Origin of the sequence: Mycobacterium sp. UNC410CL29Cvi84 (assembly GCF_000686745.1) — a bacterium.
GTDB lineage: Bacteria > Actinomycetota > Actinomycetes > Mycobacteriales > Mycobacteriaceae > Mycobacterium > Mycobacterium mucogenicum_B.
In genome coordinates this window covers 322,674-348,808 of the sequence record NZ_JMLM01000006.1, presented here as the reverse complement: position 1 = coordinate 348,808, position 26,135 = coordinate 322,674, and the positions used below count along the sequence as shown (strand labels likewise).

General features: G+C 67.1%; 23 protein-coding genes. 6 read left to right on the top strand and 17 right to left on the bottom strand.

What is annotated here, in order from left to right:
* Window positions 1–12: 12 nt before the first annotated feature.
* The 5 genes from cysW to BR47_RS0110005 all read right to left on the bottom strand — a co-directional run bounded on the left by cysW (window position 13) and on the right by BR47_RS0110005 (window position 3,271).
* Window positions 13–825: a sulfate ABC transporter permease subunit CysW gene (gene cysW, locus BR47_RS0110025; RefSeq protein ID WP_020102123.1), complete on the bottom strand. Its 813-nt coding sequence runs from the start codon at window positions 823–825 to the stop codon at window positions 13–15.
* Window positions 822–1,706, bottom strand: coding sequence for a sulfate ABC transporter permease subunit CysT (cysT, locus tag BR47_RS0110020; RefSeq protein WP_020102124.1), 885 nt, complete (start codon window positions 1,704–1,706; stop codon window positions 822–824). Before cysT ends, cysW begins: the two co-directional genes overlap by 4 nt.
* Window positions 1,703–2,743 (bottom strand): sulfate ABC transporter substrate-binding protein, encoded by a 1,041-nt coding sequence (locus tag BR47_RS0110015; RefSeq protein ID WP_020102125.1) that lies wholly within the window; start codon window positions 2,741–2,743, stop codon window positions 1,703–1,705. Before BR47_RS0110015 ends, cysT begins: the two co-directional genes overlap by 4 nt.
* A gap of 119 nt (window positions 2,744–2,862) precedes the next feature.
* Window positions 2,863–2,955, bottom strand: coding sequence for an Ms4533A family Cys-rich leader peptide (locus BR47_RS34120; protein WP_350224460.1), 93 nt, complete (start codon window positions 2,953–2,955; stop codon window positions 2,863–2,865).
* Window positions 2,956–3,076: 121 nt separating this feature from the next.
* Window positions 3,077–3,271: a hypothetical protein gene (locus BR47_RS0110005; protein WP_020102126.1), complete on the bottom strand. Its 195-nt coding sequence runs from the start codon at window positions 3,269–3,271 to the stop codon at window positions 3,077–3,079.
* Window positions 3,272–3,455: 184 nt separating this feature from the next.
* On the opposite strand from BR47_RS0110005, the gene BR47_RS0110000 reads away from it, so the two are divergent.
* Window positions 3,456–5,420, top strand: a complete 1,965-nt coding sequence (locus BR47_RS0110000) for a glycoside hydrolase family 15 protein (protein ID WP_051128529.1) — start codon at window positions 3,456–3,458, stop codon at window positions 5,418–5,420.
* 70 nt (window positions 5,421–5,490) lie between these two features.
* Here BR47_RS0110000 and BR47_RS0109995 read toward each other — a convergent pair whose 3' ends face one another.
* On the bottom strand, window positions 5,491–6,729 hold the full coding sequence (locus BR47_RS0109995; RefSeq protein ID WP_051634712.1) for a thioester domain-containing protein: 1,239 nt from the start codon (window positions 6,727–6,729) through the stop codon (window positions 5,491–5,493).
* A 329-nt stretch (window positions 6,730–7,058) separates the two neighbouring features.
* Here BR47_RS0109995 and BR47_RS0109990 point away from each other — a divergent pair, with 329 nt between their 5' ends.
* From BR47_RS0109990 to mddA, 3 genes are all read left to right on the top strand, one after another.
* The gene (locus BR47_RS0109990; protein ID WP_020102129.1) at window positions 7,059–7,982 is read left to right on the top strand and encodes a family 2A encapsulin nanocompartment shell protein; all 924 of its coding nucleotides are present in this window, start codon (window positions 7,059–7,061) and stop codon (window positions 7,980–7,982) included.
* On the top strand, window positions 7,969–9,789 hold the full coding sequence (locus tag BR47_RS0109985) for a family 2A encapsulin nanocompartment cargo protein cysteine desulfurase (protein ID WP_029119414.1): 1,821 nt from the start codon (window positions 7,969–7,971) through the stop codon (window positions 9,787–9,789). Before BR47_RS0109990 ends, BR47_RS0109985 begins: the two co-directional genes overlap by 14 nt.
* Window positions 9,790–10,056: 267 nt before the next feature.
* Window positions 10,057–10,818 (top strand): methanethiol S-methyltransferase, encoded by a 762-nt coding sequence (gene mddA / locus BR47_RS0109980; protein ID WP_029119413.1) that lies wholly within the window; start codon window positions 10,057–10,059, stop codon window positions 10,816–10,818.
* 18 nt (window positions 10,819–10,836) lie between these two features.
* On the opposite strand, the gene BR47_RS0109975 is transcribed toward mddA, so the two are convergent.
* The 5 genes from BR47_RS0109975 to BR47_RS0109955 all read right to left on the bottom strand — a co-directional run bounded on the left by BR47_RS0109975 (window position 10,837) and on the right by BR47_RS0109955 (window position 17,404).
* A complete protein-coding gene (locus BR47_RS0109975) occupies window positions 10,837–12,057 on the bottom strand; it encodes an acyl-CoA dehydrogenase family protein (protein WP_029119412.1) in 1,221 nt (406 codons plus the stop codon).
* Window positions 12,054–13,049 carry a GNAT family N-acetyltransferase gene (locus tag BR47_RS0109970; RefSeq protein ID WP_029119411.1) on the bottom strand — a complete coding sequence of 332 codons (996 nt, stop codon included), beginning with the start codon at window positions 13,047–13,049 and terminating at the stop codon, window positions 12,054–12,056. The genes BR47_RS0109975 and BR47_RS0109970 overlap by 4 nt, the downstream gene beginning before the upstream one ends.
* Window positions 13,046–14,593 (bottom strand): APC family permease, encoded by a 1,548-nt coding sequence (locus BR47_RS0109965; protein ID WP_020102134.1) that lies wholly within the window; start codon window positions 14,591–14,593, stop codon window positions 13,046–13,048. Before BR47_RS0109965 ends, BR47_RS0109970 begins: the two co-directional genes overlap by 4 nt.
* A gap of 109 nt (window positions 14,594–14,702) precedes the next feature.
* Window positions 14,703–16,085, bottom strand: coding sequence for an LLM class flavin-dependent oxidoreductase (locus tag BR47_RS0109960; RefSeq protein ID WP_029105379.1), 1,383 nt, complete (start codon window positions 16,083–16,085; stop codon window positions 14,703–14,705).
* The gene (locus BR47_RS0109955) at window positions 16,082–17,404 is read right to left on the bottom strand and encodes an NtaA/DmoA family FMN-dependent monooxygenase (protein ID WP_029119410.1); all 1,323 of its coding nucleotides are present in this window, start codon (window positions 17,402–17,404) and stop codon (window positions 16,082–16,084) included. The genes BR47_RS0109960 and BR47_RS0109955 overlap by 4 nt, the downstream gene beginning before the upstream one ends.
* A 194-nt stretch (window positions 17,405–17,598) precedes the next feature.
* Between BR47_RS0109955 and BR47_RS0109950 the strand changes: the two genes are divergently transcribed.
* Entirely contained in the window at window positions 17,599–18,513 is a 915-nt protein-coding gene (locus BR47_RS0109950) for a zinc-binding dehydrogenase (RefSeq protein WP_020102137.1), read from the top strand.
* A 55-nt stretch (window positions 18,514–18,568) separates the two neighbouring features.
* On the opposite strand, the gene lepA is transcribed toward BR47_RS0109950, so the two are convergent.
* On the bottom strand, window positions 18,569–20,416 hold the full coding sequence (lepA, locus tag BR47_RS0109945) for a translation elongation factor 4 (RefSeq protein ID WP_029105380.1): 1,848 nt from the start codon (window positions 20,414–20,416) through the stop codon (window positions 18,569–18,571).
* A gap of 94 nt (window positions 20,417–20,510) precedes the next feature.
* Between lepA and BR47_RS0109935 the strand changes: the two genes are divergently transcribed.
* Window positions 20,511–21,125 (top strand): type II toxin-antitoxin system PemK/MazF family toxin, encoded by a 615-nt coding sequence (locus tag BR47_RS0109935; protein WP_020102140.1) that lies wholly within the window; start codon window positions 20,511–20,513, stop codon window positions 21,123–21,125.
* Window positions 21,126–21,222: 97 nt separating this feature from the next.
* On the opposite strand, the gene BR47_RS0109930 is transcribed toward BR47_RS0109935, so the two are convergent.
* The 5 genes from BR47_RS0109930 to BR47_RS0109910 all read right to left on the bottom strand — a co-directional run bounded on the left by BR47_RS0109930 (window position 21,223) and on the right by BR47_RS0109910 (window position 25,946).
* Window positions 21,223–21,831 (bottom strand): GNAT family N-acetyltransferase, encoded by a 609-nt coding sequence (locus BR47_RS0109930; RefSeq protein ID WP_029119409.1) that lies wholly within the window; start codon window positions 21,829–21,831, stop codon window positions 21,223–21,225.
* 148 nt (window positions 21,832–21,979) lie between these two features.
* Window positions 21,980–22,411, bottom strand: coding sequence for a CBS domain-containing protein (locus BR47_RS0109925; protein WP_020102142.1), 432 nt, complete (start codon window positions 22,409–22,411; stop codon window positions 21,980–21,982).
* Between the two features lie 67 nt (window positions 22,412–22,478).
* A complete protein-coding gene (locus tag BR47_RS0109920) occupies window positions 22,479–23,318 on the bottom strand; it encodes a transglutaminase family protein (protein ID WP_020102143.1) in 840 nt (279 codons plus the stop codon).
* Window position 23,319: 1 nt separating this feature from the next.
* Window positions 23,320–24,291 carry an alpha-E domain-containing protein gene (locus tag BR47_RS0109915; protein ID WP_020102144.1) on the bottom strand — a complete coding sequence of 324 codons (972 nt, stop codon included), beginning with the start codon at window positions 24,289–24,291 and terminating at the stop codon, window positions 23,320–23,322.
* Window positions 24,291–25,946 (bottom strand): circularly permuted type 2 ATP-grasp protein, encoded by a 1,656-nt coding sequence (locus BR47_RS0109910; protein WP_177127367.1) that lies wholly within the window; start codon window positions 25,944–25,946, stop codon window positions 24,291–24,293. Before BR47_RS0109910 ends, BR47_RS0109915 begins: the two co-directional genes overlap by 1 nt.
* Between the last annotated feature and the right edge of the window lie 189 nt (window positions 25,947–26,135).

The window sequence follows — 26,135 nt, the reverse complement described above, 5'->3', positions numbered from 1 at the left end:
CCTATCGAAAAGCTATTGTGCCGCCCGGACACGCCGGGCGTCGAGGATTACCTGCACGATCAGCACGATCACCGCGACCGCCATCAACAGAGTCGACACGGCATAGGCGCCGTATTCGGCGCCGCGGCTGTACCGGTCCGAGACCAGCAGGGTGAGGGTCTGGGACTGGCCGGGCAGATTGGAGGACACCATGATGACGGCGCCGTACTCCCCCAGCGTGCGGGCAACGGTGAGCACGATGCCGTAGGTCAGGCCCCAGCGGATGGACGGCAGCGTGATCCGCCAGAACGTCTGCCACCACTGCGCACCCAGGGTGGAGGCCGCCTCTTCCTGGTCGGTGCCGAGCTCGTGCAGCACCGGTTCGACCTCGCGGATGACGAACGGCACGGTGACGAAGATGCTGGCGAGCACGATGCCCGGGAAGCCGAAGATGATCTTGAGTCCCCAGCTGTTCTCGACGAAGCCGAGCAGGCCGGCCGAGCCCCACAGCAGGATCAGGGCCACACCGACGACGACGGGCGACACCGCGAACGGCAGGTCGATGACCGCCTGCAGCACGCTCTTGCCGCGGAACCGGTTGCGGGCCAACACCAGTGCGGTCGGCACGCCGAACAGCACGTTGAGCGGCACCACGATGGCGACGACGAGCAACGACAGCTGCAGCGCGGAAATGGCTGCCGGCGTGGTGATCTGGGTGAAGAACTCTCCCAGGCCGGGCTGGAACGTGCGCCACAAGATCAGGCCGACGGGCACGATGACGAGCACCGTGATGTAGGCCAGCGCCACGTACCGGGCCAGGTAGCGAACCAGCGGCGAGAGGGTCATGGAGCCAGCTCCTCACGCTTGGCCGCCCGCGATCCGACGACCCGCAACACGAACAGCACCAGGAATGAAATCACCAGCAGCACAATCGAGATCGCAGCGGCACCGGTACGGTCGTCGTTCTCGATCAGGGTACGGATCCACTGCGACGACACCTCGGTCTCGCCGGGCACCGCGCCGCCGATCAGCACCACCGAACCGAATTCGCCGATCGCGCGGGAGAAGGCCAGGCCCGCACCCGACAGCAGCGACGGCAGCAGGGCCGGCAGCACCACATTGGTGAAGATGACGAAGTTGTTGGCGCCCAACGAGGCGGCCGCTTCTTCGGTCTGCTGGTCCAGTTCGAGCAGCACCGGCTGCACCGACCGCACGACGAACGGCAGCGTGACGAACAGCAGCGCGACGCCGATGCCCCACTTGGTGTGCTGCAGATGCAGGTTGACGGGGCTGGCCGGACCGTAGAGCGCCAGCATGACGAGGCTGGCCACGATGGTCGGCAGCGCGAACGGCAGGTCGATGACCGCGTCCACCAGTCGCTTACCGACGAAGTCGTCCCGCGTCAGCACCCACGCCACCAACAGCCCGAAGACCAGGTTGATGAGCGCGACGGCCGCCGAGACCTCGAGCGTCACACGAAACGAGGCGATTGCTGAATTCGATGTGACCGCGGACCAGAAGTAGCCCCAGCCGCCACGAGCGGATTGGACCAGGATCGCGGCGAGCGGCAGCAGCACGATGACGGAGAGCCAGATGCTCGCGGCCCCCACCCGCAACGACGTGGTGCCGAATGCGTGCCGTACGCCGGACCCCGGCCCGGCCGAGCCACCATTGCTGGTGGGCTCGGGCCGGGCCGGGGTGCCGTCAAACGTGGTTGCGGATGTCATCCAGTGGCCTGCTTGTAGATCTTGGTGATGCTGCCGTTCTCCTTGTCGAACAACGCCGGATCGACGGTCTTCCATCCACCGAGGTCAGCGATGGTCCACAGCTTCTCCGGGGTCGGGAAGTCCTTGGCGAAATCGGCGGCGACGGCAGGATCGACGGGACGGAACCCGGCCTGCGCCCACAGCTTCTGTCCCTCCGCGGTGTAGAGGAAGTTCTTCAGCGCGTTGGCCTTGTCCTGGTGCTGGCTTGTGTTCAAGACAGCCACCGGGTTCTCGATCTTGAAGGTCTGAGCCGGGTTGACGTGCTCGACGTCCTTGCCCTGCCGCTCGACGTTGATGGCTTCGTTCTCGTAGCTGATCAGCACGTCACCGGTGCCGTGCAGGAACAGGTCGGTGGCTTCCCGGCCCGAACCCGGACGGGTCTTGACGTGCTCGACGACCAGCTGCCGGATGTAGTCGATGCCGGCCTGGGCATCCTTGCCGCCGTTGCTCTTCGCGGCGTACGGCGCCAGCAGGTTCCACTTGGCCGAACCCGAGCTCAGCGGGCTCGGGGTGACGACCTCGACGCCCGGCTTGAGCAGGTCGTCCCAGTCCTTGATGCCCTTGGGGTTGCCCTTGCGCACGACCAGCGACACCACCGAACCGAACGGGATGCCCTTGGTGGCGTCGGCGTTCCAGTCCTTGCTGACCTTGCCGGCCTTCACCAGGCGGGTGACATCGGGCTCGACCGAGAAGTTGACGATGTCGGCGGGGGCACCGGATTCGACCTTGCGCGACTGGTCACCCGAGGCGCCGTAGGACGTGGTGACGGCGACGCCCTTGCCCTCAGGGGTGGCGGCGAACGCCGGGATGATCTTGCTCCAGCCCGGCTCCGGCACGGCGTAGCCCACCAGGGTCAGGGTGGTGTTGGCACCCGACTGTGCACCGCCACCACCGGCGGTGTCACTCGCGCCGCCACCGCAAGCGGCGAGCACCGTGGTGCTGGCCACGACGGCAGCGACCGCGGTGGCGGGCCGCCAGTTCTTGATGATCTTGTGCATTGATGGACCTTCCTTGCTGGTTTACGGATGGATTACCCGTCACACGGCAAGGGTGATTGATCAGCACGTGGGCATAGCAGAAGCCAACGCCGATCCCAGAAACCGCGGACGGAAACGGGTCAGCGACAACAGGCGACGTCAGCAACAGCGCGGGTACCCACGGCAATGAGAGCCAGGATGTGGCCCTCGGTTGTGCCGGACGCTGCGTGCATGGCGGGAAGAATATCAGAGGTCGGCTGGTAGCAACTGCTCAGCGAGTCAACAGCCACGTGACAATGACCAGCACCACCAGCAGCACCAGAATCAGCGTCACCCGGGACTGCGGCAGTCCGTTCACAGTGCGTCCTCCTCGACGTGGCGGGCCCGGTGCAGCAGCGTGATGGAGTAGCCCAGCGCCACGTCGAGCAGCACTGCCAGGCCATATGCCAGCGCCAGCACCACGGGCATCACGATGATCGTCTGCACCACGAACGACAGACCGGACAGCCACAGCTCGACGCCGTCCCACCAATTCAGAATGCCGTTCATCGATTCCCACCCTACGGTGTGCGCCCTTTCGAATCGCGCTGGGCCGAATCCGGCAGGCCCCCGTGAGGGCGTTCGGTGGACGGCAACCGCAGATGCAGTCGATGATGTGCGAATGGTGCTGCCACACACGGACAAGTCGGACGAATCGAGCGACCCAGGCCACATCCTGGCGAACGGCCACGGGATTCCTCACCTCGCCGCCGCGGGTGACGATTCACTGACGGGCGGTGCGATCTCGACGGCCGTCCGCACGCCGTTCCCGCCGATCGCGGACTACGCCTTCCTGTCCGACTGCGAGAACACCTGCCTGATCTCGTCTGCGGGCTCGGTGGAGTGGATGTGCGTGCCGCGCCCAGACTCCCCCAGCGTCTTCGGCTCGATCCTGGACCGCGGCGCCGGCCACTTCCGGCTGGCGCCCTACGGCGTGACGGTGCCGTCGGCGCGGCGGTACCTGCCGGGCTCGTTGATCCTGGAGACCACGTGGCAGACGCACACGGGCTGGGCCATCGTGCGCGACGCCCTCGTGATGGGGCCGTGGCACGACATCGAAACCCGTTCGCGCACACACCGTCGCACCCCGATGGACTGGGACGCCGAGCACATCCTGCTGCGTACCGTCCGCTGTGTCAGCGGCACCGTCGAGTTCGTCATGAGCTGTGAGCCGTCGTTCGACTACCACCGCGAGAGCGCGACGTGGGAGTACTCGGCCGCGGCCTACGGCGAGGCGATCGCGCGGGCCGGCAAGAACCCGGAGGCGCACCCGACGCTGCGCCTGACCACCAACCTGCGGATCGGTCTGGAGGGCCACGAGGCGCGGGCCCGGACCCGGCTCACCGAGGGCGACAAGGTTTTCGTCGCGCTGTCGTGGTCCAAGCACCCGGCGCCGCAGACGTTCGACGAGGCCTCCGACAAGATGTGGAAGACCAGCGAGGCGTGGCGGCAGTGGATCAACGTCGGCGACTTCCCCGACCACCCGTGGCGGTCGTACCTGCAGCGCAGCGCGCTGACGCTCAAGGGCCTGACGTACTCCCCGACCGGCGCGCTGCTGGCCGCGAGCACCACGTCGCTGCCGGAAACGCCTCAGGGCGAACGGAACTGGGACTACCGGTATTCGTGGATCCGCGACTCCACGTTCGCGCTGTGGGGCCTGTACACCCTGGGACTGGACCGCGAGGCCGACGACTTCTTCTCGTTCATCGCCGACGTCTCCGGCGCCAACAACGGTGAGCGCCATCCCCTTCAGGTGATGTACGGCGTCGGCGGCGAACGCAGCCTCGTCGAAGAGGAACTGCATCACCTGTCCGGCTACGACTACTCGCGGCCGGTCCGCATCGGCAACGGCGCCTACAACCAGATGCAGCACGACATCTGGGGCACGATGCTCGACTCGGTGTACCTGCACGCGAAATCTCGCGAGCAGATTCCCGAGATGCTGTGGCCGGTGCTGAAAAACCAAGTGGAAGAAGCGATCAAGCACTGGAAGGAACCCGACCGCGGGATCTGGGAGGTGCGCGGCGAACCGCAGCACTTCACCTCCAGCAAGATCATGTGCTGGGTGGCATTGGACCGCGGCTCGAAACTGGCTGAGCTGCAAGGGGAAAAGTCCTACGCGCAGCAGTGGCGCAAGATCGCCGACGAGATCAAGGCCGACGTCCTGGCCCACGGTGTCGACAAGCGCGGCGTGCTGACCCAGCGGTACGGCGACGACGCCCTCGATGCCTCACTGCTGCTGGCGATCCTCACCCGGTTCCTGCCGGCCGACGACCCTCGGGTGCGCGCGACGGTGATGGCCATCGCCGAAGAGCTCACCGAGGAAGGCCTGGTGCTGCGCTACCGCACCGAGGAGACCGACGACGGATTGTCTGGCGAGGAAGGCACTTTCACCATCTGCTCGTTCTGGCTGGTGTCTGCGCTCGTCGAGATCGGCGAGGTGAGCCGGGCCCGGCACCTGTGCGAGAAACTGCTCTCGTTCGCCAGCCCGCTGCACCTGTACGCCGAGGAGATCGAGCCGCGCACCGGCCGGCACCTGGGCAACTTCCCGCAGGCGTTCACCCACCTGGCGCTCATCAACGCCGTCGTGCACGTCATCCGCGCCGAAGAGGAAGCCGACAGCAGCGGGGTGTTCCAGCCCGCCAACGCCCCGATGTAGTGAGCGATTTGTGCACGATTTTCCGCGGACCGCGCGGAAAATCGTGCACAAATCCCGCGGCTAGGCGGGACTAGAAGGTGAGCTCGAAGTCGATGACGGTCGGCGTCGGCACCGCGAGCGCGACGGGCGTCAGGCTGCTGTCGTGCGCCACCCCGGTGATGACCCGGCCGCCGAAACCGTTCGGTGCCGCAGGCACACTCGCGGTGACGGTCACCCGACGGGCACCCGGCAGCGGACGCAGGTAGATGTCACTGCCCGGGACCACGGGGGTGCTGATCGGCTCGCCCGCCGCGTCGACGAGGGTGCCGCCCACCGCAGTGAGCGCGGCCGCATCGGTGGCCTCGAACCGGAAGGGTCCGACGACGTCGCCGACCACCGCGCGGTCGGCGATCAGCCGTGGCACCACCGTCAGGCTCCGGGCCGCCTCGGCACCGGCCACGAGGTGGTTGTACAGCGCGACGACGCGTTCGGCGTTGCGGTAGTTGCCGGATCCGTCGAGGGTGAAGCTCACGTCTTCGATGTCGACGAATGCCCCGCTGTCGGCAAGCACCTGAAGGCGGTAGAAGCGGTACCCGCGGTGCTGGCGGCCCGGGCGGCTGTCCGACGCGGTGGCCCCGACGCCGATGCCGCGGCGGTGGCGTCCGTAACCGGCCGCGACGTTGAGCCCCGACGCGGCGACATCGCGCCACGTCGTCCCGTCGACCGATTTCTGCAGCACCAGCGAGACGGCGGCGTCACTTGTCAGTTCGACCGTGTAGCTGCCCAATTGGGGTTCGCCGTCGAACTCGAAGGTGATCGCGCCCGGTTCCCGAGTGACCGCGACCGGCACGTTGAGGGGACGGTTGTCGAGGCGCATGCCGTTGGTGAAATGCCAGATCGCAGCCTGCGTCGCGGCGATGGCCTCGTGCTCGGCCAGGTGCGCGTCACCACTCAGGTGGCCGGCTCCACGTACCCGGCGGCTCAACTCGACGGTGCCCAGCGTGGGGTACGAGTTGCGGATGATCCAGTCCACCTCGGCCTCGAAGGCGCGCGCCGCCACGTTGGGAACCGCCGACCAGTTCGCCGGCCGGTACTGCGACGGCCGGGTCGGGGCCACGCCCTGGAAGTCCACCGAGTACGCGTCGATGTTCGGGTTCAGCCGGATCAGGTCGGTGCGTGCGGTCGTCCCATCGGTGAACACCACGGTGTCGACGGTCGGCGAGTACGTGCCGCCGCGGTAGCGGGTCATCCGGGTGATCTCGGCGTCCCGGCGCACGGTCCGGCGGACCGCGACGGAGGTGCGGGTGGCTGAGAGCAGAGAGGAAGGCATTGCGGTGTTGCTTTCTGGAGGCTGTGAACAGCGCGTTCAGGTGCTCCGCCAGAAGAAGGGCGGGCAGAACGCAGAGGGCCGGCGTCAGAAAATCAACAACAACAACACGGCACGACGAAGCAGCGCCGCATGGGCATGCGCAGCGATCCGTCGTGGGTCATGCCGCCTACCATACGGCACTCGCGCAGAAAAGCCACGACCGAATTGGTCACAGGGGCCATAATCGAACAGGTTTCGGTCGCCGTGCGCGCTAACCCTGTCAGAGCACCCATAAAGCCGTATCGTGGCCGCCGCATCCCCAAACACCAACCCGTCGGAGGTAGCCCCCCATGACGTCTGCGCAGAACGAATCGCAGGCCCTCGGCGATCTCGCCGCAAGGCAGCTAGCCAATGCCACCAAGACAGTTCCCCAGCTGTCGACCATCACCCCGCGATTCCTCCTGCACCTGCTGAGCTGGGTTCCGGTCGAGGCGGGTATCTACCGCGTCAACCGCGTCGTCAACCCCGAGCAGGTCGCCATCGCCGCCGAGCAGGGCTCGGGCAACGAGGATCCGCTGCCGGAGACGTACGTCGACTACGAGACCAGCCCGCGCGAGTACACGCTGCGCTCCATCTCGACGCTGCTCGACGTGCACACCCGGGTGTCGGACCTCTACTCCAGCCCGCACGACCAGGTGGCCCAGCAGCTGCGGCTGACCATCGAGACCATCAAGGAACGCCAGGAGTCTGAGCTGATCAACAACCCGGAGTACGGGTTGCTGTCGCAGGTCACCCCCGAGCAGACCATCCAGACGCTGCGCGGCACCCCGACCCCCGACGATCTGGACTCGCTGATCACCAAGGTGTGGAAGACCCCCGCGTTCTTCCTGACCAACCCGCTCGGTGTGGCGGCGTTCGGCAGGGAAGCCACCCGTCGTGGCGTGCCGCCACCAGTCGTCAGCCTGTTCGGCGCCCAGTTCATCACCTGGCGCGGCATCCCGATCATCCCGTCGGACAAAGTGCCGGTCGTGGACGGGAAGACCAAGTTCATCCTGGTCCGCACCGGCGAGGAGCGTCAGGGCGTGGTCGGCCTGTTCCAGCCTGGTCTGGTCGGCGAGCAGGCCCCGGGCCTGTCGGTGCGCTTCACCGGCATCAACCGGTCGGCCATCGCGTCGTACCTGGTCACGCTCTACTCGTCGCTGGCGGTGCTCACCGACGATGCGCTGGCGGTCCTCGAGGACGTCGGAGTGGACCACTTCCATGAGTACAAGTGATCTGCCACTGAGCGGGAGCGAACAGACGGCACTGAGCGAGGCCCATCTCTCGGCACTGGCCAGCCAGATCTACGCCACGAGCCTGCGGCCCGGTCCGGACAGTCCGCCGGTGACCACTCAGGTGGCACCGCGCGGGGTGGCTCCGGATGCGACCACCGCGACGTCGGCGGCCGCCACCGCGGCCGGTCTGGCGCATCCGGGCACGCCGGGCGAGTTCGTATCGGTGCCGGAGCTGTTCGCGCCGGCACCGACCTCGCCCGGGCCGGAGGGCATCCCGCCGGGGACGGCGCCGGTCGCGCCGCGGGGTAACGCGGTGAGCCCGGTCGCGCCGTTCGGCGGGCTGGAGGCGTTCGCGGTGCCGTCGGGTCTGGTCCCGACGGTGCCGGGGGTGCTGGCTGCGCCGCCGAGCGCCCCTGTCGCCCCGCGCGGCTCCGCGCCGACCTGGCCGGGCACCGTCCCGACGGTGCCGGAGCTGAACTGGACGGGCGCTCCGCCACCGTCGGAGGATGCCGGGAGTTACTACTTCCTGCAGTCACCCACGGAATCCGTTGCTGCCGAACCGGTTCCGGTGGTGCCGGACGACCACGAGGTCTTCGACGTCAACGCGATCAGGGCCGATTTCCCGATCCTCAAGGAGACGGTCAACGGCAAGCCGCTGATCTGGTTCGACAACGCGGCCACCACGCAGAAGCCGCAGTCGGTCATCGACCGGCTGGCGTACTTCTACGCCCACGAGAACTCGAACATCCACCGGGCCGCGCATGAGCTGGCGGCGCGGGCCACGGATGCCTACGAGGATGCCCGCGAGGCGGTCCGGAGGTTCATCGGCGCGTCGAAGACCGAAGAGATCATCTTCGTCCGCGGCACGACCGAGGCCATCAACCTGGTGGCGTACGCGTGGGGTGGCAAGCACCTGGGCCCGGGTGACGAGATCGTCATCACCCACCTGGAGCATCACGCCAATATCGTTCCGTGGCAGCTGATCGCGAAGCAGACGGGCGCGGTCATCAAGGTCGCGCCGGTCGACGACGCCGGCAACCTGCTGCTCAGCGAGTTCGAGGACCTGCTGGGTCCGCGGACGAAACTGGTTGCGGCCACGCAGGTTTCGAATGCGCTGGGCACGGTGACGCCGGTCAAGACGATCGTCGAGCTGGGCCACCGCTACGGGGCCAGGGTGCTGATCGACGGGGCGCAGTCCATCCCGCACGTCCCGATCGACGTGGCCGAACTCGGCGCGGATTTCTTCGTGTTCTCCGGACACAAGATCTACGGGCCGACGGGCATCGGCGTGCTGTACGGCCGCGAGGACGTGCTTGCCGAGACCCCGCCGTGGCAGGGCGGCGGCAACATGATCGCCGACGTGACGCTGGAGCGTTCGGTGTTCCAGGGACCGCCCAACAAGTTCGAGGCCGGCACGGGCAACATCGCCGACGCGGTCGGCCTCGGCGAGGCGATCCGCTACGTGGAACGTGTTGGTATCGAACGGATTGCGGCCTACGAGCACGCTCTGCTGGAGTATGCCACCCCGCGGTTGGCGGCCATCCCGGGAGTGCGGCTGGTCGGCACGGCCGACGAGAAGGCGAGCGTGCTGTCCTTCGTGTTGGCCGGGCACGAGCCACTCGAGGTCGGCAAGGCGCTCAACGCCGAAGGTATCGCGGTGCGGGCCGGGCATCACTGCGCCCAGCCCATCCTGCGGCGCCTGGGACTCGAGGCGACGGTGCGTCCGTCGTTCGCGTTCTACAACACGTTCGAGGAGATCGACGTGTTCATCGACGCGGTCCGCCGCATCGCGGAGGGCTCGCCCTAACCCTCACGAGCAGTCACGAAAACCCCCAGTTTTCCGCGGAAAACTGGGGGTTTTCGCGTATCTCCGGCCAGGAATATATTGGAAGAGTGACCAGGGGCCGCGGCACCAGGTGTGACGTCACGGACCGGCGGTCTGCCGGCCTCTCCCCTCTCGTTGGGCCCAATCGTTCCCGACATCAAGGCCGCGCCTAGGGCCGTCCCCGACGCTGCATACGAGTCGACCGGTGCGGACGTCGTCGCCGGATCATTCCGAGAATCGGAGGACAGGATGAAGCGCTATCTGACACTTGGTTACGGCGTGCTGTGTTACGCGGTGTTCCTGGCCTCGTTCCTCTATGCCGTCGGCTTCGTGGGCAATGTGGTGGTGCCCCGCACCGTCGACCACGGCATCGCCGCGTCGATCGGCGAGGCCGTGGTGGTCAACCTGATCCTGCTCGGTCTGTTCGCGGTGCAACACAGCGTGATGGCACGGCCGGCGTTCAAACGGATGTGGACGCGCGTCGTGCCGCAATCCATCGAGCGCAGCACCTACGTGCTGATGTCGAGCTTGCTGCTGGGCTTGTTGTACTGGCAATGGCGGACCATGCCACAGGTCGTCTGGCACGTCACCGCACCGGCCGGGCGCTACGTGCTGCTCACCCTGTTCTGGGTGGGCTGGGCGATCGTGCTGATGTCGACGTTCATGATCAGCCACGTCGATCTGTTCGGGCTGCGCCAGGTGTATCTGGCGTGGCGCGGAGAACCCTACCGGGACTTGCCTTTCCGGACCACGATGTTCTATCGCGTGGTGCGGCACCCGATCATGGTCGGCTTCATCATCGCGTTCTGGGCCACCCCGATGATGACGGCGGGACATCTGCTGTTCTCGCTCGCCACCACCGGGTACATCCTGATCGCGATCCAGCTCGAGGAGCACGACCTGGTCGCCGGCCTCGGAGCCCCGTACCAGGACTACCGCGCCGAGGTGCCGATGATGATCCCGGGACTACACCCGCACCATCGCTCAGCCGGGCCGCGTCACGCGGTCTGACCCGACGGCGCCGACCGCCTAATTGCCTTGTCCCCCACGCCCGAGCGCGGCGAAGTCCGGCACCGGGTCGGTGCCGTTGATCAGGTGATCGCCGAGGATGCGCGCCTTGTACACCCGCGGGTTGTGCGAGGCCAGCGTGCGGGCGTTGCGCCAATGCCGGTCCAGGCCACGCTCTTCGGACACCCCGGACGCACCGAGCGCATCGAAGATCGTCGTGGTGGCGCGCAGGGCCGCCGCGATGATCACCAGCTGCGCCTGGGACACGGCCACCTCGGCCGCGATCAGCCGCCGTCGCGCGTCGTCGTCGTCTCCGGCGATCCGGTCCAACGCCTCGCCGGCCTTGGCAAGCGCGGCTTCCGCCGCGAACGCATCGGCGGACACCTCACCGATGACGGCCAGCAACTGCGCGTCCTGCGCGGGCACCTCGGTCAGGCCCTGCGGATAGTTGCGCTTACGACCGACCAGAGCCGCCGAGCCGTCCCGCAGCGCCGCCCTCGTGATTCCGGTCAGCACCGACAACATCGCGATCTGGTAGAAGTGGCCCTGATAGGCGAACCGTTCGGCGGCCGGAAACACGTCGCCGCGTTCGGCCCGCACCCGCTCATAGCGGGCGGTCCCGCTGGCCGTGGTGCGCTGGCCGAAACCGTCCCAGTCGTCGACCAGGGTGACCCCGGGACCGTCGGCGCGCACCAGCGCGGTGAGCAGTTCGCCGTCATCACCGCGGCCGAGCACATCGAGCCAGTCCGCGTAAAGACTGCCCGTGGCATAGAATTTCGTACCCGTCACCCGGTAGTGGTCCCCTTCGGTGGTGACGGTGGAGACCAGGTTGGCGAGCGTGACGTTGTTGGCTTCCGTCCAGCCGCCGCCGACGAACTCGCCGGCCCGGAACCGGTTGATCCAGATGTCATTGGTATCGGATACCGGCGCATTCAGCCGGTCCTCGACGAAGGCCAGATGGTTGCGCCAGATGTGCGCGACGTTGGCATCGGCCTCACCGAGGTCGGCGAGCAGCAGGAAGACCTGCTGCAGTGAGGCCCCGAAACCGCCGCGGTCCACCGGGATTCGCAACGTGCCGAACGCCGCTTCGTTGAGCAGGCTCACCTGCTCGTGCGGAAAGGTCCGCGTGCGTTCGCGGTTCAGATTCGCCTCGGCGATCTTGGCGAAGACCGGCGCGAAGTGCGCCCGTAGGTCGTCGAGATCGGCGGTCGCAGGCTGCAGATAGTTTGTGGCGGAACTCATTTCGCGAATCCTTCGGAGTCGATGCGGTACGCGGACTGGTGTTCGACCGCGACATATCCCAGTCGGGCATACAGCAGATGTGCCTTGCTCGCGTTGTTGATATCGGTGCCCAGCGACGCGATCGACAGGCCGCGGCGCAGCGCCGCCAGCCAGATCTTGCGCAGCAGGAATTCACCGATTCCGCGCTTGCGTTGGTCTGCGCGTACGCCGATGTAATCGGTGTGCGCGCTGCGCTCCTCGGCGTCGCCGATCAGGTGGGTGTAGGTCGAGCCCAGCACATACCCGACCACCTCGCCCGCTTCGTTGACCACCGCGTTGCTGAAATCCGGTGTGAAAGCACGACTCTCGATGTGATGGGCGAAGCTCTCCGGCGTCTTGGACATGTTGCCGAAGTGCTCGAGGAACGTGTCGAACTGCAGACTGCGCACCTGTTCGGTCAGGCATCGCTCGATGACCTCCGGCCAGCTCAGCAACGTGAGCCCGGGCAGCGTCAGGGCCTGCAGGTACTCGGCGTCCTCGTCGTCGAGGGCCTTGCGGGTCCGAATGAAGCGGCCTTCCTCGGTGGCGCCGAGTCGGATCAGCGTATCGAGGGCGGTCTGCTGCGTGGGCCCGATGAAACTGCGCAGGAACGCTTTCGGGATCACGGCGGCTTCCCGTTGGAACCGGGCGACTACCGCCTCGACAGTGGCGTCGACGACGTCGTCCGCGGTCGCCGGGTCGAAGACGAAGTCCGCCAGGAACTCCGGGGCCTGCCCGTGCGGCTCGTGCAATGCCGCGTAGCCCCGGACGCGCTGCGTTTCGTCGTGCACCACCAGTAGCGCGTCGGGTAGGGCGTCGTCGAATTGTTCGGCGATATCACGGGAATCGGCCGCGAACTTGCGTCCACCGATACCGACAGTGGTGGCCAGGAAATCGGCGATCTGTGGATGATCGATCGGCGTCGCGGGTGTCACCGTCCAGCTTGTGACGCGGCGTTCTGCTTCCAGTGTCACGGCGCCACCGGCTCCTTGTCTCGGTCCGGCTCACGGTCCTCATCGGCATTCGACTGCTCGGCCCGGTGATCGAGCACTTCGAGGATGCCTTCGTCGATCAGCCGCTGCTGCTCGGTTTCAGACAGGGTCTGAATGCTCCCGATCCGCCGCGCCACCTCGGGCTTGGCACGCTTGAGGTACCAGTACCAGGCCAGCCCGGCCAGCAGGATGCCCGCATAGATGAGCGGCAGGATGTTGAACGGGAACTTCGGCGCCGGATAGAAATTGCTGAAGATGACATACCCGATGGCCAGCGTCGCGGCCACGGACACGGCCAGCCGCACCGGGGTGAGGGCCCGAATCTTGTACAGCCAGATGGGTGTTGCGACGACGACCAGCAGGTAGCTGATCAGAAAGCCCCAGTTGGAGACGTAACCGCCGTAGACGTCGAACACCACGCGGCCGGCCGAGCTCACGGTGGCCACCACCGAGAAGACGAAGGACAGCACGCCGATGAAGGCGATGCCGACCCACGGCGTCTTGTACTTGGGATGCACCTTGGTCAACGCGGCCGGCAGCGCACCCTCGTGGGCGAAGGTGAACAGCGACCGCGCCGCGGCGGTGGTCACGGCGGTGACGAACACGATGAACGCGATCGCCACAGTTCCGCTGACGACCTGGTTCACCCAGTGCACGCCGGTGGAATCCGCGAGCTGCGGCAGGATCGCCTTGTCACCGTCGATCGAGTTGAAGTGCAGGATCTGCGGGTAGGTCGACACGACGTAGAGCACACCCAGCAGCAGCACCACCCGCAATAAGGAGCGGGCGATATTGCGGTGTGCGTCTTTGGCTTCCGCGCCGAGCGAGGCGACACTCTCGAAGCCGGCGTATGAACCGACGGCGGATACCGCGGCGATGAAGGTGGTACTGCTGCCCAGGTGTGCCGGGTTCCACTGCTCCCAGTCGACGCGGAATCCATAACCGACATACGAGGCGACGATGATCACCAGAATCGACGCGATGGCGATCAGCTCGAAGACCAACTCGTACTTGGCTGCGATGGACGCACCGCGGAACGGCAGGTACGTCGCGACGCCGACGATGACCACAACCAGCAACAGCCGGAACCACGTTGCCTGCGAACCCAATCCGATGGATTCCAGGAACGAGTCGAGGTAGACGACGCCGCCCAGGGTGCCGGTGGTGGCGAAGCCGATGTATCCGATCAGCAGGCTGAAACCGGCGGTGTAGGCGAATCCCGGGCCGAGCCCGTTACCGGTGTAGGTGCCCAGTGAGCCGGACGACACGGTGCGCCTGGCCTGGAAGCTGATGGTGGTGGCGATCAGCACGGTGATGGTCAAGCCGACGAGTACCGCCCAGGTGGCACCGCTGCCGGCGGCCACAAAAAGAGAGAAGGGCACCGACGCCAGCGCCACACTGGGTGCGGCGGCCGCCAGGCCCTGCGCGAAGACGCCCCAGAATCCCAGCGCGTCCTTCTGTAACCCATGGCCTTGCGCGGAGGCCAGTGCGCGACCGGCCAGTTCTACGCGATTCGGTGCGGACACCTTGCCTGCCTTTCCACCCTGCGTATCGCGTAATGCTTTGCCGCACAGGTATTTACCGATCTATTACGTGATATTCACTTTCCCTCAGTCACGGTCGATACGGCAGCGATCAAATCGACGGGATTCTTTGGTGCCGGAACGCGGTACCGGGATGATCGTCGGGCAGCAGCGCGGACGCGCCGCCGAAAATCCGCTGTCGCAACGTCTCCGAAGAACCGGCCTCCCGCGCTCGCCCACGCCGGCGCAGCTCGGGGATCAGGTGTTCGGCGACATCGACGAAGCTGCCAGGGGTGATGTGATACGAGATGTTGAAGCCGTCGACGCCCGCGCGCTCCGCGTAACTTTCCAGGTCGTCGGCGACGGTGCGCCCGGATCCGACGAACAGCGCGCCACCGAATCCGCCGAGCCCACCGGCATAGTCACGCAACGTAAGACGCTGGCGCGCATCGGGATCGGCCACGGCGGCCAGGATCGACCGGCTCGCGTCGGTGTCGAACTGCTCGATCGGCCGGTCCACCCCGTAGCCGGACCAGTCGACACCCGACAGCGCCGACAACAGCACCAGACCGGCTTCGAGATCGTGGTAACGCGCCAGTTCGTCCGCCTTCGCCCGCGCGGCGGCATCGGTACTGTCGGTGACGATCTCGACCGAGGTCAGAAACTTGATGGCGTCCGGACGCCGCCCGTATTGCACTGCGCGGCGCCGGATATCGGCGATGTTGGCGCGCAACACCTCCGGCCGGGGATCGCTGGCGAACACCAGCTCGGCATTGCGCGCCGCGAATTCCCTTCCCGCCGAGGATGTTCCGGCCTGGAACAACACGGGAGTGCGCTGCGGGGACGGTTCGACCAGATGCGCACCCGGCACGCTGAAGTAGCGGCCGTGATGCCCGATGGGGTGCACCTTGTCGGCGTCGGTGTAGACGCCGCGGTCGCGGTCGCGCAGTATCGCGTCGGGTTCCCAGGAACCTTCCCACAGCTTGTAGGTGACCTCGAGGAATTCTTGCGCCATCGCGTACCGCTCATCGTGCGGAATCTGCCGGTCGCGTCCGATGATGTTGCGGGCGGCGCTGTCCAGCAGCGAGGTGACGATGTTCCACCCGATCCGTCCGCCGGTGAGGTGGTCGAGCGTACTGAACTTGCGCGCCAGCAGATACGGACTCTCGTACGTGGTGGACACCGTGATGCCGAAGCCGAGATGCTCGGTGGCGGCCGCCATCGCCGAGACGGCGAGCAACGGGTCGGTGACCGGTGTCTGCACCGCGCCGGTGAGTGCCGCCTGCGCGCTGCCACCGAAGACATCGAGTTGGCCGACCGCGTCGGCGATGAAGAGCAGGTCGAAGCCGCCGGCCTCCAAGAGCTGCGCGAGTTCCACCCAGTACCGGAGGTCGGTGTACCGGGACGTCCGGTCCTGCGGGTGACGCCACATACCGAAGTTGCCGTGCGACACCGTCGACATGGTGAAACCGGCGAGAACGAAAGGCTCCGTCATCGGACACCCGGCTCAGCGAGAGACGGGGCACGAGCGGGGACCTCCAGCCCGAGATGCGATCGCAAGGTCGTGCCCGCGTACTCGTGGCGGAACAGGCCGCGCTTACGTAGCACCGGAACCACCTGATCGACGAACAACTCGACCTGACCGGGCAGCCCCGAGTCGCGGAGGACGAAACCGTCTGCGGCGCCCTCGCTGAACCACGCCTCGAGTTCGTCGGCGATGCGTTCCGGGGTGCCGACGACGCCGGCACCCCAGCCGTTGACGGTGCGATACAGGAAGTCGCGCACCGTCGGGCTTTCCGCAGCCAGCGCGCGATATCCGGCCAGCGCAGTCTGGTGCGTCTGCGTCGATTCGGGGAACGCCGAGGCGGGCACGGGACCGTCGAGGTCGGCGCCGACAACGTCGACCTCGACCTCGAGCAGCCAGGCCGCCTGGTACTCGGGACTGAAGTACTCGTACTCGTCCCGTTCAGCACGGCGCGCTTCATCCTCGGTCGAGCCGATGACGTAGCGGAAGGATGGCGTGATCAGCGGCGGCGCCGCGCGGCCGAGACTCCGTGCCCCCTGGTGGATTTGCCGATAGAACTCCTGCGCCCGGCCGCGATTGCCGTGACTGGTGAAGATGACCTCGGCGTGCTGGGCGGCGAAAGTCCTTCCGGTGGTTGATGCTCCGGCCTGGAAGATCACCGGCTGGCCCTGCGCGGAGCGCGACGCACCCAGCGGGCCCGTCACATCGAAGTACTTGCCGTGATGGTCTGCCGCACGAATCGTGTTGACATCGTGGAACACTCCCTCGGCCCGGTCCTCGATGATCGTGTCCTCACCCCAGCCGTCCCAGAGCTTGCGAACCACATCGAGCGCTTCTTCGGCGATCGCGTAGCGCTCGTCGTGATCGACGACGCCCCGCGCGCTGAAATTGTCCGCCGCCGCGCGAGCGAAGCTGGTCACCAGATTCCAGCCGGCCCGTCCACCACTGAGGTGATCGAGCGAAAGCAGTTGCCGCGCCAGGTGGAAAGGATGCTGCAGGGTCGCCGAGCCGGTGACCACCAGACCGATGTGGTCGGTCACCGACGACAGCGCGGCCGCAGCGGTGAGCGGTTCGAAATCTTCGGGAATCTTGTAGGCCCAGGTGGCCGGTGGCCCGTAGTTCAGCCCGTCGGCGAAGAACAGTGCGTCGAATGTACCCGCTTCCGCCAGCTGTGCGTGCTTGATGAGCCGGCGCCGCACACCCGCGGTGCTGTTGTCCGCCTCGGGATGCCGCCACGGACCGGCAGAACGGGTGTTGCCGAAGGCCAGAAGGTGAAGTTCTTTCGACACACCGTGCAAGCTACGACTCGATGCGCCCGGTAGATAGCGTTGCGCTCAGAACGATGAAATGGGAACAAACCCGAGCGATCATCCGGTCGTTTGTCGTTGCGGCGGTACAGGATTCGGCAACGAGTACACCGCCCGCTGGGCCACCGCGTCCGAATACCGGGAATACGGGAATAACGTACGGGGTTGGCCCGTTCATGCGCGCTCTCGTCTACGCCCCCGACGCTCCCGCCAATCTTCGGTTCGACGACGTCGCCGAACCCGTAGCCACCGAGTCTCAGGCTGTGATCGCAGTACACGCGTTCGCATTGAATTTCGGCGAGCTCCACTTCATCGACCAGATGCGCCGTCCGGGCGAAGTCCCGGGCTGGGACAGCGCCGGCGTGGTGGTGCAAGCCGCGGCCGACGGCTCCGGGCCTTCGGTCGGAGCTCGGGTCGTCGGATTCGCCGGCGAGGCCGGCTGGGCCGAGCGACGCGTCGTCTCGACCGACAATCTGTCGGAACTGCCCGAGTTCGTCGAGTTCGAGGATGCCGCGGCTCTGCCGGTGGCCGGAGTGACCGCACTGCAGGCCCTGCGCGCTCTGGGCCCGGTCGTCGGCCGACGGGTCTTGATCACCGGCGCGTCCGGCGGGGTCGGCCGGTTCGCGGTGCAACTGGCTGCGCGCGCGGGCGCCCATGTGGTGGCCGCCGTCGGCAGTGCACCCCGCGGCGAGGGTCTGCGGGAATTGGGCGCGGCCGAAGTGGTGGTCGGACTCGATGCGGTGACCGATCCGGTCTTCGGCGTCCTCGACAACGTCGGCGGAAAGCTGTTGGCGCAGGCCTTCAGCCTCGTGTCCGACGGCGGCTCGCTGCAGTCCATCGGGATGGCTTCCAATGAACCCACCACGATCAACTTCGAGGCGGAGCGGCGCATCGGTAACCGGAAACGCTTGGAGCCCTTCACCGTCCGCGCGCCGTTCCGCGCCGACCTGGATTACCTGCTGACGCTGCTGGCCGATTGTGAGATCGATCCGCAGATCGGACTGCGGGACTCGTGGGAGAACATCGCCGAGGCCGCGCAGGCCCTGCTGGGGCGCAAGATCGCCGGCAAAGCCGTGCTGCGGGTCGTCTGACGCGCGATTTGTGCACGATTTTCCGCGGTCACCGCGGAAAATCGTGCACAAATCCCTACTTCTTGGGCTTGTCGCTCGCCGCGTCGGTGGACAGCGCGGCCACGAAGGCCTCCTGCGGAACTTCCACCCGGCCAATGGTTTTCATGCGCTTCTTGCCCTCCTTCTGCTTCTCGAGCAGCTTGCGCTTACGGGTGATGTCACCGCCGTAGCACTTGGAGAGCACGTCCTTGCGGATGGCCCGGATGTTCTCGCGCGCAATGATTCTCGAGCCGATGGCAGCCTGCACCGGAACCTCGAACTGCTGGCGCGGGATCAGCTCCTTGAGCTTGGTCGTCATCTTGTTGCCGTACGCCGACGCCGAATCCTTGTGCACGATGGCGCTGAACGCGTCGACGGCCTCGCCCTGCAGCAGGATGTCGACCTTCACCAGATCGGCTTCCTGCTCGCCGGCCTCTTCGTAGTCCAGCGACGCGTAGCCGCGCGTGCGGGACTTCAGCGAGTCGAAGAAGTCGAAGATGATCTCGCCGAGCGGCATGGTGTAGCGCAGCTCGACGCGCTCCGGGGACAGGTAGTCCATGCCCTGCAGTTCACCGCGGCGGGACTGACAGAGCTCCATGATGGTGCCGATGAACTCGCTGGGCGCGATAACCGTCGTCTTCACCACGGGCTCGAAGACGCTGCGCACCTTGCCTTCCGGCCAGTCCGACGGGTTGGTGACGACCATCTCGGTGTTGTCGTCCTTGACCACCCGGTAGACCACGTTGGGCGACGTGGAGATCAGGTCCAGGTTGAACTCGCGCTCGAGGCGCTCGCGGGTGATCTCCATGTGCAGCAGCCCCAGGAAGCCGCAGCGGAAGCCGAAGCCAAGGGCAACAGAGGTTTCCGGCTCGTAGGTCAGCGCGGCGTCGTTGAGCTGCAGCTTGTCGAGGGCGTCGCGCAGGTTCGGGTAGTCCGACCCGTCGACCGGGTACAGACCCGAGTAGACCATCGGCTTGGGCTCGCGGTAGCCCGTCAGCGCCTCGGTGGCGCCCTTGCGGGCCGTGGTCACGGTGTCACCGACCTTGGACTGGCGAACGTCCTTCACACCGGTGATGAGGTAACCCACCTCGCCGACGCCGAGGCCCTCGGAGGCCTTGGGCTCGGGCGACACGATGCCGACCTCGAGCAGTTCGTGCGTCGCGCCGGTCGACATCATCGCGATCTTCTCGCGGGGGACGATCTTGCCGTCCACCACGCGAACGTAGGTCACCACGCCGCGGTAGATGTCGTAGACCGAGTCGAAGATCATGGCGCGGGTCGGCGCATCCGGATCACCGGTCGGCGCCGGGATCTGGCGGACGACGGCGTCGAGCAGCTCCTTGACGCCTTCACCGGTCTTGCCGGACACCCGCAGCACCTCGGACGGCTCGCAGCCGATGATGTGCGCGATCTCACCCGCGTAGCGGTCCGGGTCGGCGGCCGGGAGGTCGATCTTGTTGAGCACCGGGATGATCGTCAGATCGCGGTCCAGCGCCAGGTACAGGTTGGCCAGCGTCTGGGCCTCGATGCCCTGCGCGGCGTCGACCAGCAGCACGGCGCCCTCACAGGCCTCCAGCGCGCGCGACACCTCGTAGGTGAAATCAACATGCCCAGGCGTGTCAATTAAATGCAGGACGAACTCCTCGTCACCGACCTTCCAGGGCAGCCGGACGTTCTGCGCCTTGATCGTGATGCCGCGCTCACGCTCGATGTCCATGCGGTCCAGGTACTGCGCGCGCATCGACCGGTCGTCGACGACGCCGGTGAGCTGCAGCATGCGGTCGGCCAGGGTGGACTTGCCGTGGTCGATATGGGCGATGATGCAGAAGTTCCGAATCTGCGCCGGCGCAGTGAACGTCTTGTCGGCGAAACTGCTGATGGGAATCTCCTGGTGACGATGGGTCTGCGCGTATCACGCGCGGCTACCAGGGTATCTAGCGAGGACCCCGGCGACTAAATCGCGGCCCGGAAACTCACCTATGCTCGATGCCATGGCGTCGCAGTGGAGGACGTTCCAGCGTCTGGCGGAACAACTGGTGTTCAACGAGGCGCCCAAACTCATCCGCACCTTGCAGCAGCCCGACGGGCTGTCGCGGACCATCCAGCAGGGCATTCGGTTCGGCATCGAGGTGGGCCTCACGGCGCTCGGCGCCGTCCCGACGGAAACCCAGGCCGCCATCACCGCCGGGCGCCCGATCACCGAGACCATCGTCCCCACCGCGCACCGCGCCCGTCGCATCGTCTACGCCCCCGACCTGGACGGCCAGGCCGACCCGGGCGAGATCGTGTGGACCTGGGTCGTCTACGAAGACGACCCGACGCGCGGCAAGGACCGCCCGGTGCTCGTCGTGGGCCGCGACCGCAGCACCTTGCTGGGGCTGATGCTGTCCAGCCAGGACCGCCACCAGGGCGACGCCGACTGGGTGGGCATCGGCTCGGGCAGCTGGGACTACGAGGGACGCGCCAGCTGGGTGCGCCTCGACCGCGTGCTCGACGTGCCGGAGGAAGGCATCCGCCGCGAAGGCGCGATCCTCGACCGCGAGAAGTTCGAGATCATCGCCGCCCGCCTCCGCGCCAGTTACTCCTGGCGCTAGGCCCTTTCCCGCGAGCGGCCGTGTCTGTACGGCGACACGCCGTTTCAGGCGTGCACTCAGAGGCCGCTCGCGCCCGACGAGCGTGCGTTGAGTGCGCTCAGCGCGCCGGACGCCACATCGGAATCAGGCTCGGCCCGCCGTTCGGCAGCACCATCTCGCCCGTGACCTCGAAACCGAACCGCTCGTAATACGGCACGTTCACCGGGTTGCTCGACTCCAAGTAGGCGGGCGCGTGTTCCGCATCAACGCGGTCCAGGCGCGACTTCATCAGCGCCTGCCCGAAACCACCACCGCGCACGGTCGGGTCGCTGCCGATCACCGCGAGATACCAATGCGGCTCCTCCGGGTGGTGCTTCTTCATCAACTCCGCGGCCGCCTGGCCGCGCAGCACCGCGGTGCCGAACGTCAGCAGCATCATGGGCACGGCCCGCAGCTCGGCGCCGCGCGTCTGCTGCCACTTGCCCGGGGGATCCCACAACGCCGCGGCCCCGATGCCGTCCGCCGACAAGGCCACCTCGACGCCACCGTGGCCCAAATGCTGGTACTTGGTGAGCGCCGTGAACAGGCGCGGCAGCCGGCGGCGGCGCAGCCCATCGTCGGGCAGCATCCACGTCATCACCGGGTCGTCGGCGAATGCACGGGCAAGGGTGTGCGACAAGCCGCCGATGTCGGAACGAGTGGCCGCCCGGGTCTGAATTTCACGCATGCCGCCCAGCTTGCCGTGAATCGTCACGCCGGTGCAGGCGCCGCCGAGAATTCGCGCCCGCTCGCCGCCGGTGAGCGGCCCGAGATTGCCCGCCACAACCGGCGTGTCGCCGTACAGACACGGCCGCTCGCGGAAGTGGTGACGGGCGCTAGCCACCCTGGGTGATGTAGTCCTGCAGGTGCTGCTGCTCGGTCTCGAGCTCTTCCATCCGGGTCTTGACGATGTCGCCGATGCTGACGATGCCGGCCAGCCGGCCGTCGTCGATGACGGGCACGTGGCGCACCCGGTTCTGGGTCATCAGCACCACGAGGTGGTCGACGGTGTCGCGCGGCGTGCACGTCGCGAGGACGGTCGTCATGATCTCCGAAACCGGCTGGCCCAGTAGGCCGCCGCCGCGCTTGTGCAGCTCGCGCACGACGTCGCGCTCGGACACGATGCCGGCCAATCCGTCGGCCCCGACCACCACCATGGCACCGATGTTCAGCGCCGCGAGGCTCGCCAGAAGTTGGGACACCGTGGTCTCGGGGGCGATGGTCGCTACCGCGGCACCCTTGTTGCTCAGTACGTCCGCGATCCGCATCGCCCGCCTCCGATCGTGATCCACCTCACATCCATGGTAGTCGGCGACGGAGAGTGCGAAGCGAAAGTCAAGCGAGCCGGGTGATTTCCACGACGACGTCCAGGTCGGTGGAGCCCTCGCCCGAGTAGATGCCCTTCAGCGGGGTGACGTCCGCGTAGTCCCGCCCCACCGCGACGGTCACGTACTGCTCGTTGATCTCGACGTCGTTGGTCGGGTCGTAGTCCCACCAACCGCCGGTCCAGGCCTGCACCCAGGCGTGGCTCTGGCCTTCGATGGTGTCGCCGACCTCCGCCCGGCGCTGCGGGTGCAGATAGCCCGACACGTACCGGGCCGGAATCCCCATGCCGCGCAGCAGGATCAGCGTCAGGTGCGCGAAGTCCTGACAGACGCCCTTGCCCTCACGCAGCGCGTCCAGCCCGGACGAGTGCACACCCGTGGTGCCCGGCACGTAGTCCAATTCGGTGTTGACCCAGTTCGCCGCGGCGATCACGGCTTCCTGCGGGTCGTAGTACTTCATGATCCGCTGGCCGACGCGCTGCAGCCGCTTGCTCACCGGCGTGTACCTGGTCGGGACGAGCAGTTCGTCGAACCGGTCCCGCACGCCGGCGCCTGCCAGGTCGTCCCACGTGACCAGTTCCGCGGGCATTTCGCCCTTGTCGGTCTCGACGACCGAGGACGACGTCACCTCCAACTCGGTGTGCGGTGCGTGGAGATCGAAGGCCGTCACCGCGGTACCCCAGTAGTCGATGTACCGGTACGAGCGGGTGGCCGGGGTGGTCTCGACGCGGTTGAGGACGACGTTCTGCCGCGAGTCCGAGCGCGGCGTCAGCCGGGCCTCGTTGAACGACGCCGTCACCGGCGACTTGTAGGCATACCCGGTGGCATGGACAACTCTGAGCCGCCACATATCAGATCTCACCTTCTTCGATAACCGACACCGGGTGGCCCGCGTCCGTCCACGCGACCCACGGCGCCGCGTGAAAGTACTCCAGCGCCAATGCTTCTCCGATTTCCCGGCAGCTGCGTTGCAGACCCGCCAGACGGTCCTCGAGGGAGTCCAGCAGCAGGCCCGGCTGCAGGAATTCCAGCTCACTGCGCGCCCGGCCCAGGAGGCGCTGCGCCTCACCGGTGGCACCGATGCGGTCATGCGGCCGGTTGTGCAGCTCGTCCAGATGCCGCTCGGCCAGTCGCAGCGAGTAGAACACCGATCGCGGAAAGAGCCTGTCCAGCAACATGAATTCGACGACCCGGCCGGCGTCCAGGACGCCGCGGTAGGTCCGCAGGTAGGTGTCGTGGGCACCGGCCGAACGCAGCACCGTCACCCACGCGGGCGACGACGCACTGTCACCGACACGGGCCAGCAGCAGGCGCACCGTCATGTCGACACGCTCGATCGCCCGGCCCAGCATCATGAAGCGGTAGCCGTCGTCGCGCGACAGCGTCGAGTCGGCCAGGCCGGCGAACATCGCCGCGCGGCCTTCCACGAAGCTCAGGAACTCGTGCGGCCCAAGCCTTCTGGCGGCCCGCTCCCGCTCGGCCAGGGCGTTGTAGGTGGTGTTGAGGCACTCCCACATCTCGGTGGACGTGACTTCGCGTGCACCGCGGGCGTTTTCGCGGGCCGCCGAGATCGACTCGACGATCGAGTTCTGCCCGTCACCGCGGCCGAACGCGACCAGGTCGGTCAGCGACCACATGTCGAGCGGCGCCGCCGGCGGCTCGATCCCGAGGACCCGCAACAACGTTCGCGACGCCAGGTCGGGGTCGACGCTCGAGTCCTCCAACAACTGGTGCACGGTGACGTCGAGGATGCGGGCGGTGTCATCGGCCCGCTCGACGTAGCGACCGATCCAGTACAGCGATTCCGCGTTGCGCGCCAACATCAGTACATCACCGCCTGTTGCTGTTGCTGCTGCTGTTGATGGGCAGTTTGGACGGCCTGCTGCGGCGGCCCCTCGTCGGCGGCCTGGCCGGCGGACGGCAGGGAGCGGACGACTTCGGCTGCGGCGAGTTCGTGCGTGGCGGTCGACGCCCGCGACGCCAGCACCCAGGTGTCCTTCGAGCCGCCACCTTGGCTCGAGTTGACCACCAGCGAGCCCTCCGGCAGGGCGACGCGGGTCAGGCCGCCGGGCAGCACCCACACGTCGTCACCGTCGTTGACCGCGAACGGCCGCAGATCGACGTGCCGGGGTGCCAGCTTGTCGCCGATGCGCGTCGGCACCGTCGACAGCTGCACGACGGGCTGGGCGATCCACCCGCGCGGGTCGGAGCGGACCTTCTTCGAGATCGCCGCGATCTCCTTCTCGGAGGCGTCCGGGCCGAAGACGATGCCGTAGCCGCCCGAGCCCTCGACGGGCTTGATGACCAGCTCGCGGACGCGGTCGAGCACTTCCTCGCATTCGTCCTCGAGCCAACAGCGGTAGGTGTCGACGTTCGCCAGCAGGGGCTTCTCGCCCAGGTAGTACTCGATGATGGTCGGCACGTAGGTGTAGACGAGCTTGTCGTCACCGACGCCGTTGCCCACCGCGCTGGAGATGACGACGTTGCCCGCGCGGGCCGCGTTGAGCAGGCCGGCGACGCCGAGCACGGTGTCGGGCCGGAACTGCATGGGGTCGAGGAACATGTCGTCGATGCGGCGGTAGATGACGTCCACCTGGCGCTCGCCCTCGGTGGTCCGCATGTAGACGACGTTGTCGCGACAGAACAGGTCGCGGCCCTCGACCAGCTCGACGCCCATCTGCCGGGCCAGCAGCGAGTGCTCGAAGTAGGCCGAGTTGTAGACACCCGGGGTGAGGACCACCACAGTCGGGTCGGCCTCGTTCGACGCCGCCGCGTTGCGCAGCGCCCGCAGCAGGTGCGACGAGTAGTCACCGACCGCCCGCACCCGGTGCGTCGCGAAGAGGTTGGGGAAGACGCGGGCCATGGTGCGCCGGTTCTCCATCACGTAGGACACCCCGGACGGCGAGCGCAGGTTGTCCTCGAGAACCCGGAAGTCGCCCTTGTCGTCGCGGATCAGGTCGATGCCTGCGACGTGGATGCGGACACCGTTGGGCGGGACGATGCCGGCGGCCTCGCGGTGGAAGTGCTCGCACGAGGTCACCAGCCGGCGCGGGATCACCCCGTCACGCAGGATCTCCTGGTCGCCATAGACGTCGTCGAGGTACATCTCGAGCGCCTTGACCCGCTGCTTGATGCCCTTTTCCAGCTTCGACCACTCGGCGGCCGAGATGACCCGGGGCACCAGGTCCAGCGGAAACGGCCGCTCCTGGCCGGACAGCGAGAACGTGATGCCCTGGTCGGTGAACGCGCGGCCGAGCGCCTCGGACCGGGCCGCCAGCTCGGACGTGTCCGACGGCGCCAACTCGGCGAAGACGCCCTTGTAGAGACCGCGGACGACACCTTGGGCGTCGAACATCTCGTCGAACGCGGCGGCATAGCTGTCGACGTCGTCGTAGCCGTCGAACACACCGTCGTAGCGATTCCCTGGGGAGGTCGGCCGCGTCCGCGCGGGACCACTGTGCGATGTCCGTGGGCTCATGGCAGACATGCTGCATCAACCTGGCAGTTTCGGCAGGGCAACTTCGCATTCACAGATATGCTCGGGGTCGTCGCCGGCCAGTGCGCGCATGCCGCGCTTTGGGGATTTCGCATGGACGCTGGTAACCTGAACAGTCGCTGCCCGTTGACGGGCGAAGAGCGCAGACTTAAGACCGAGCATGCTCGTCCC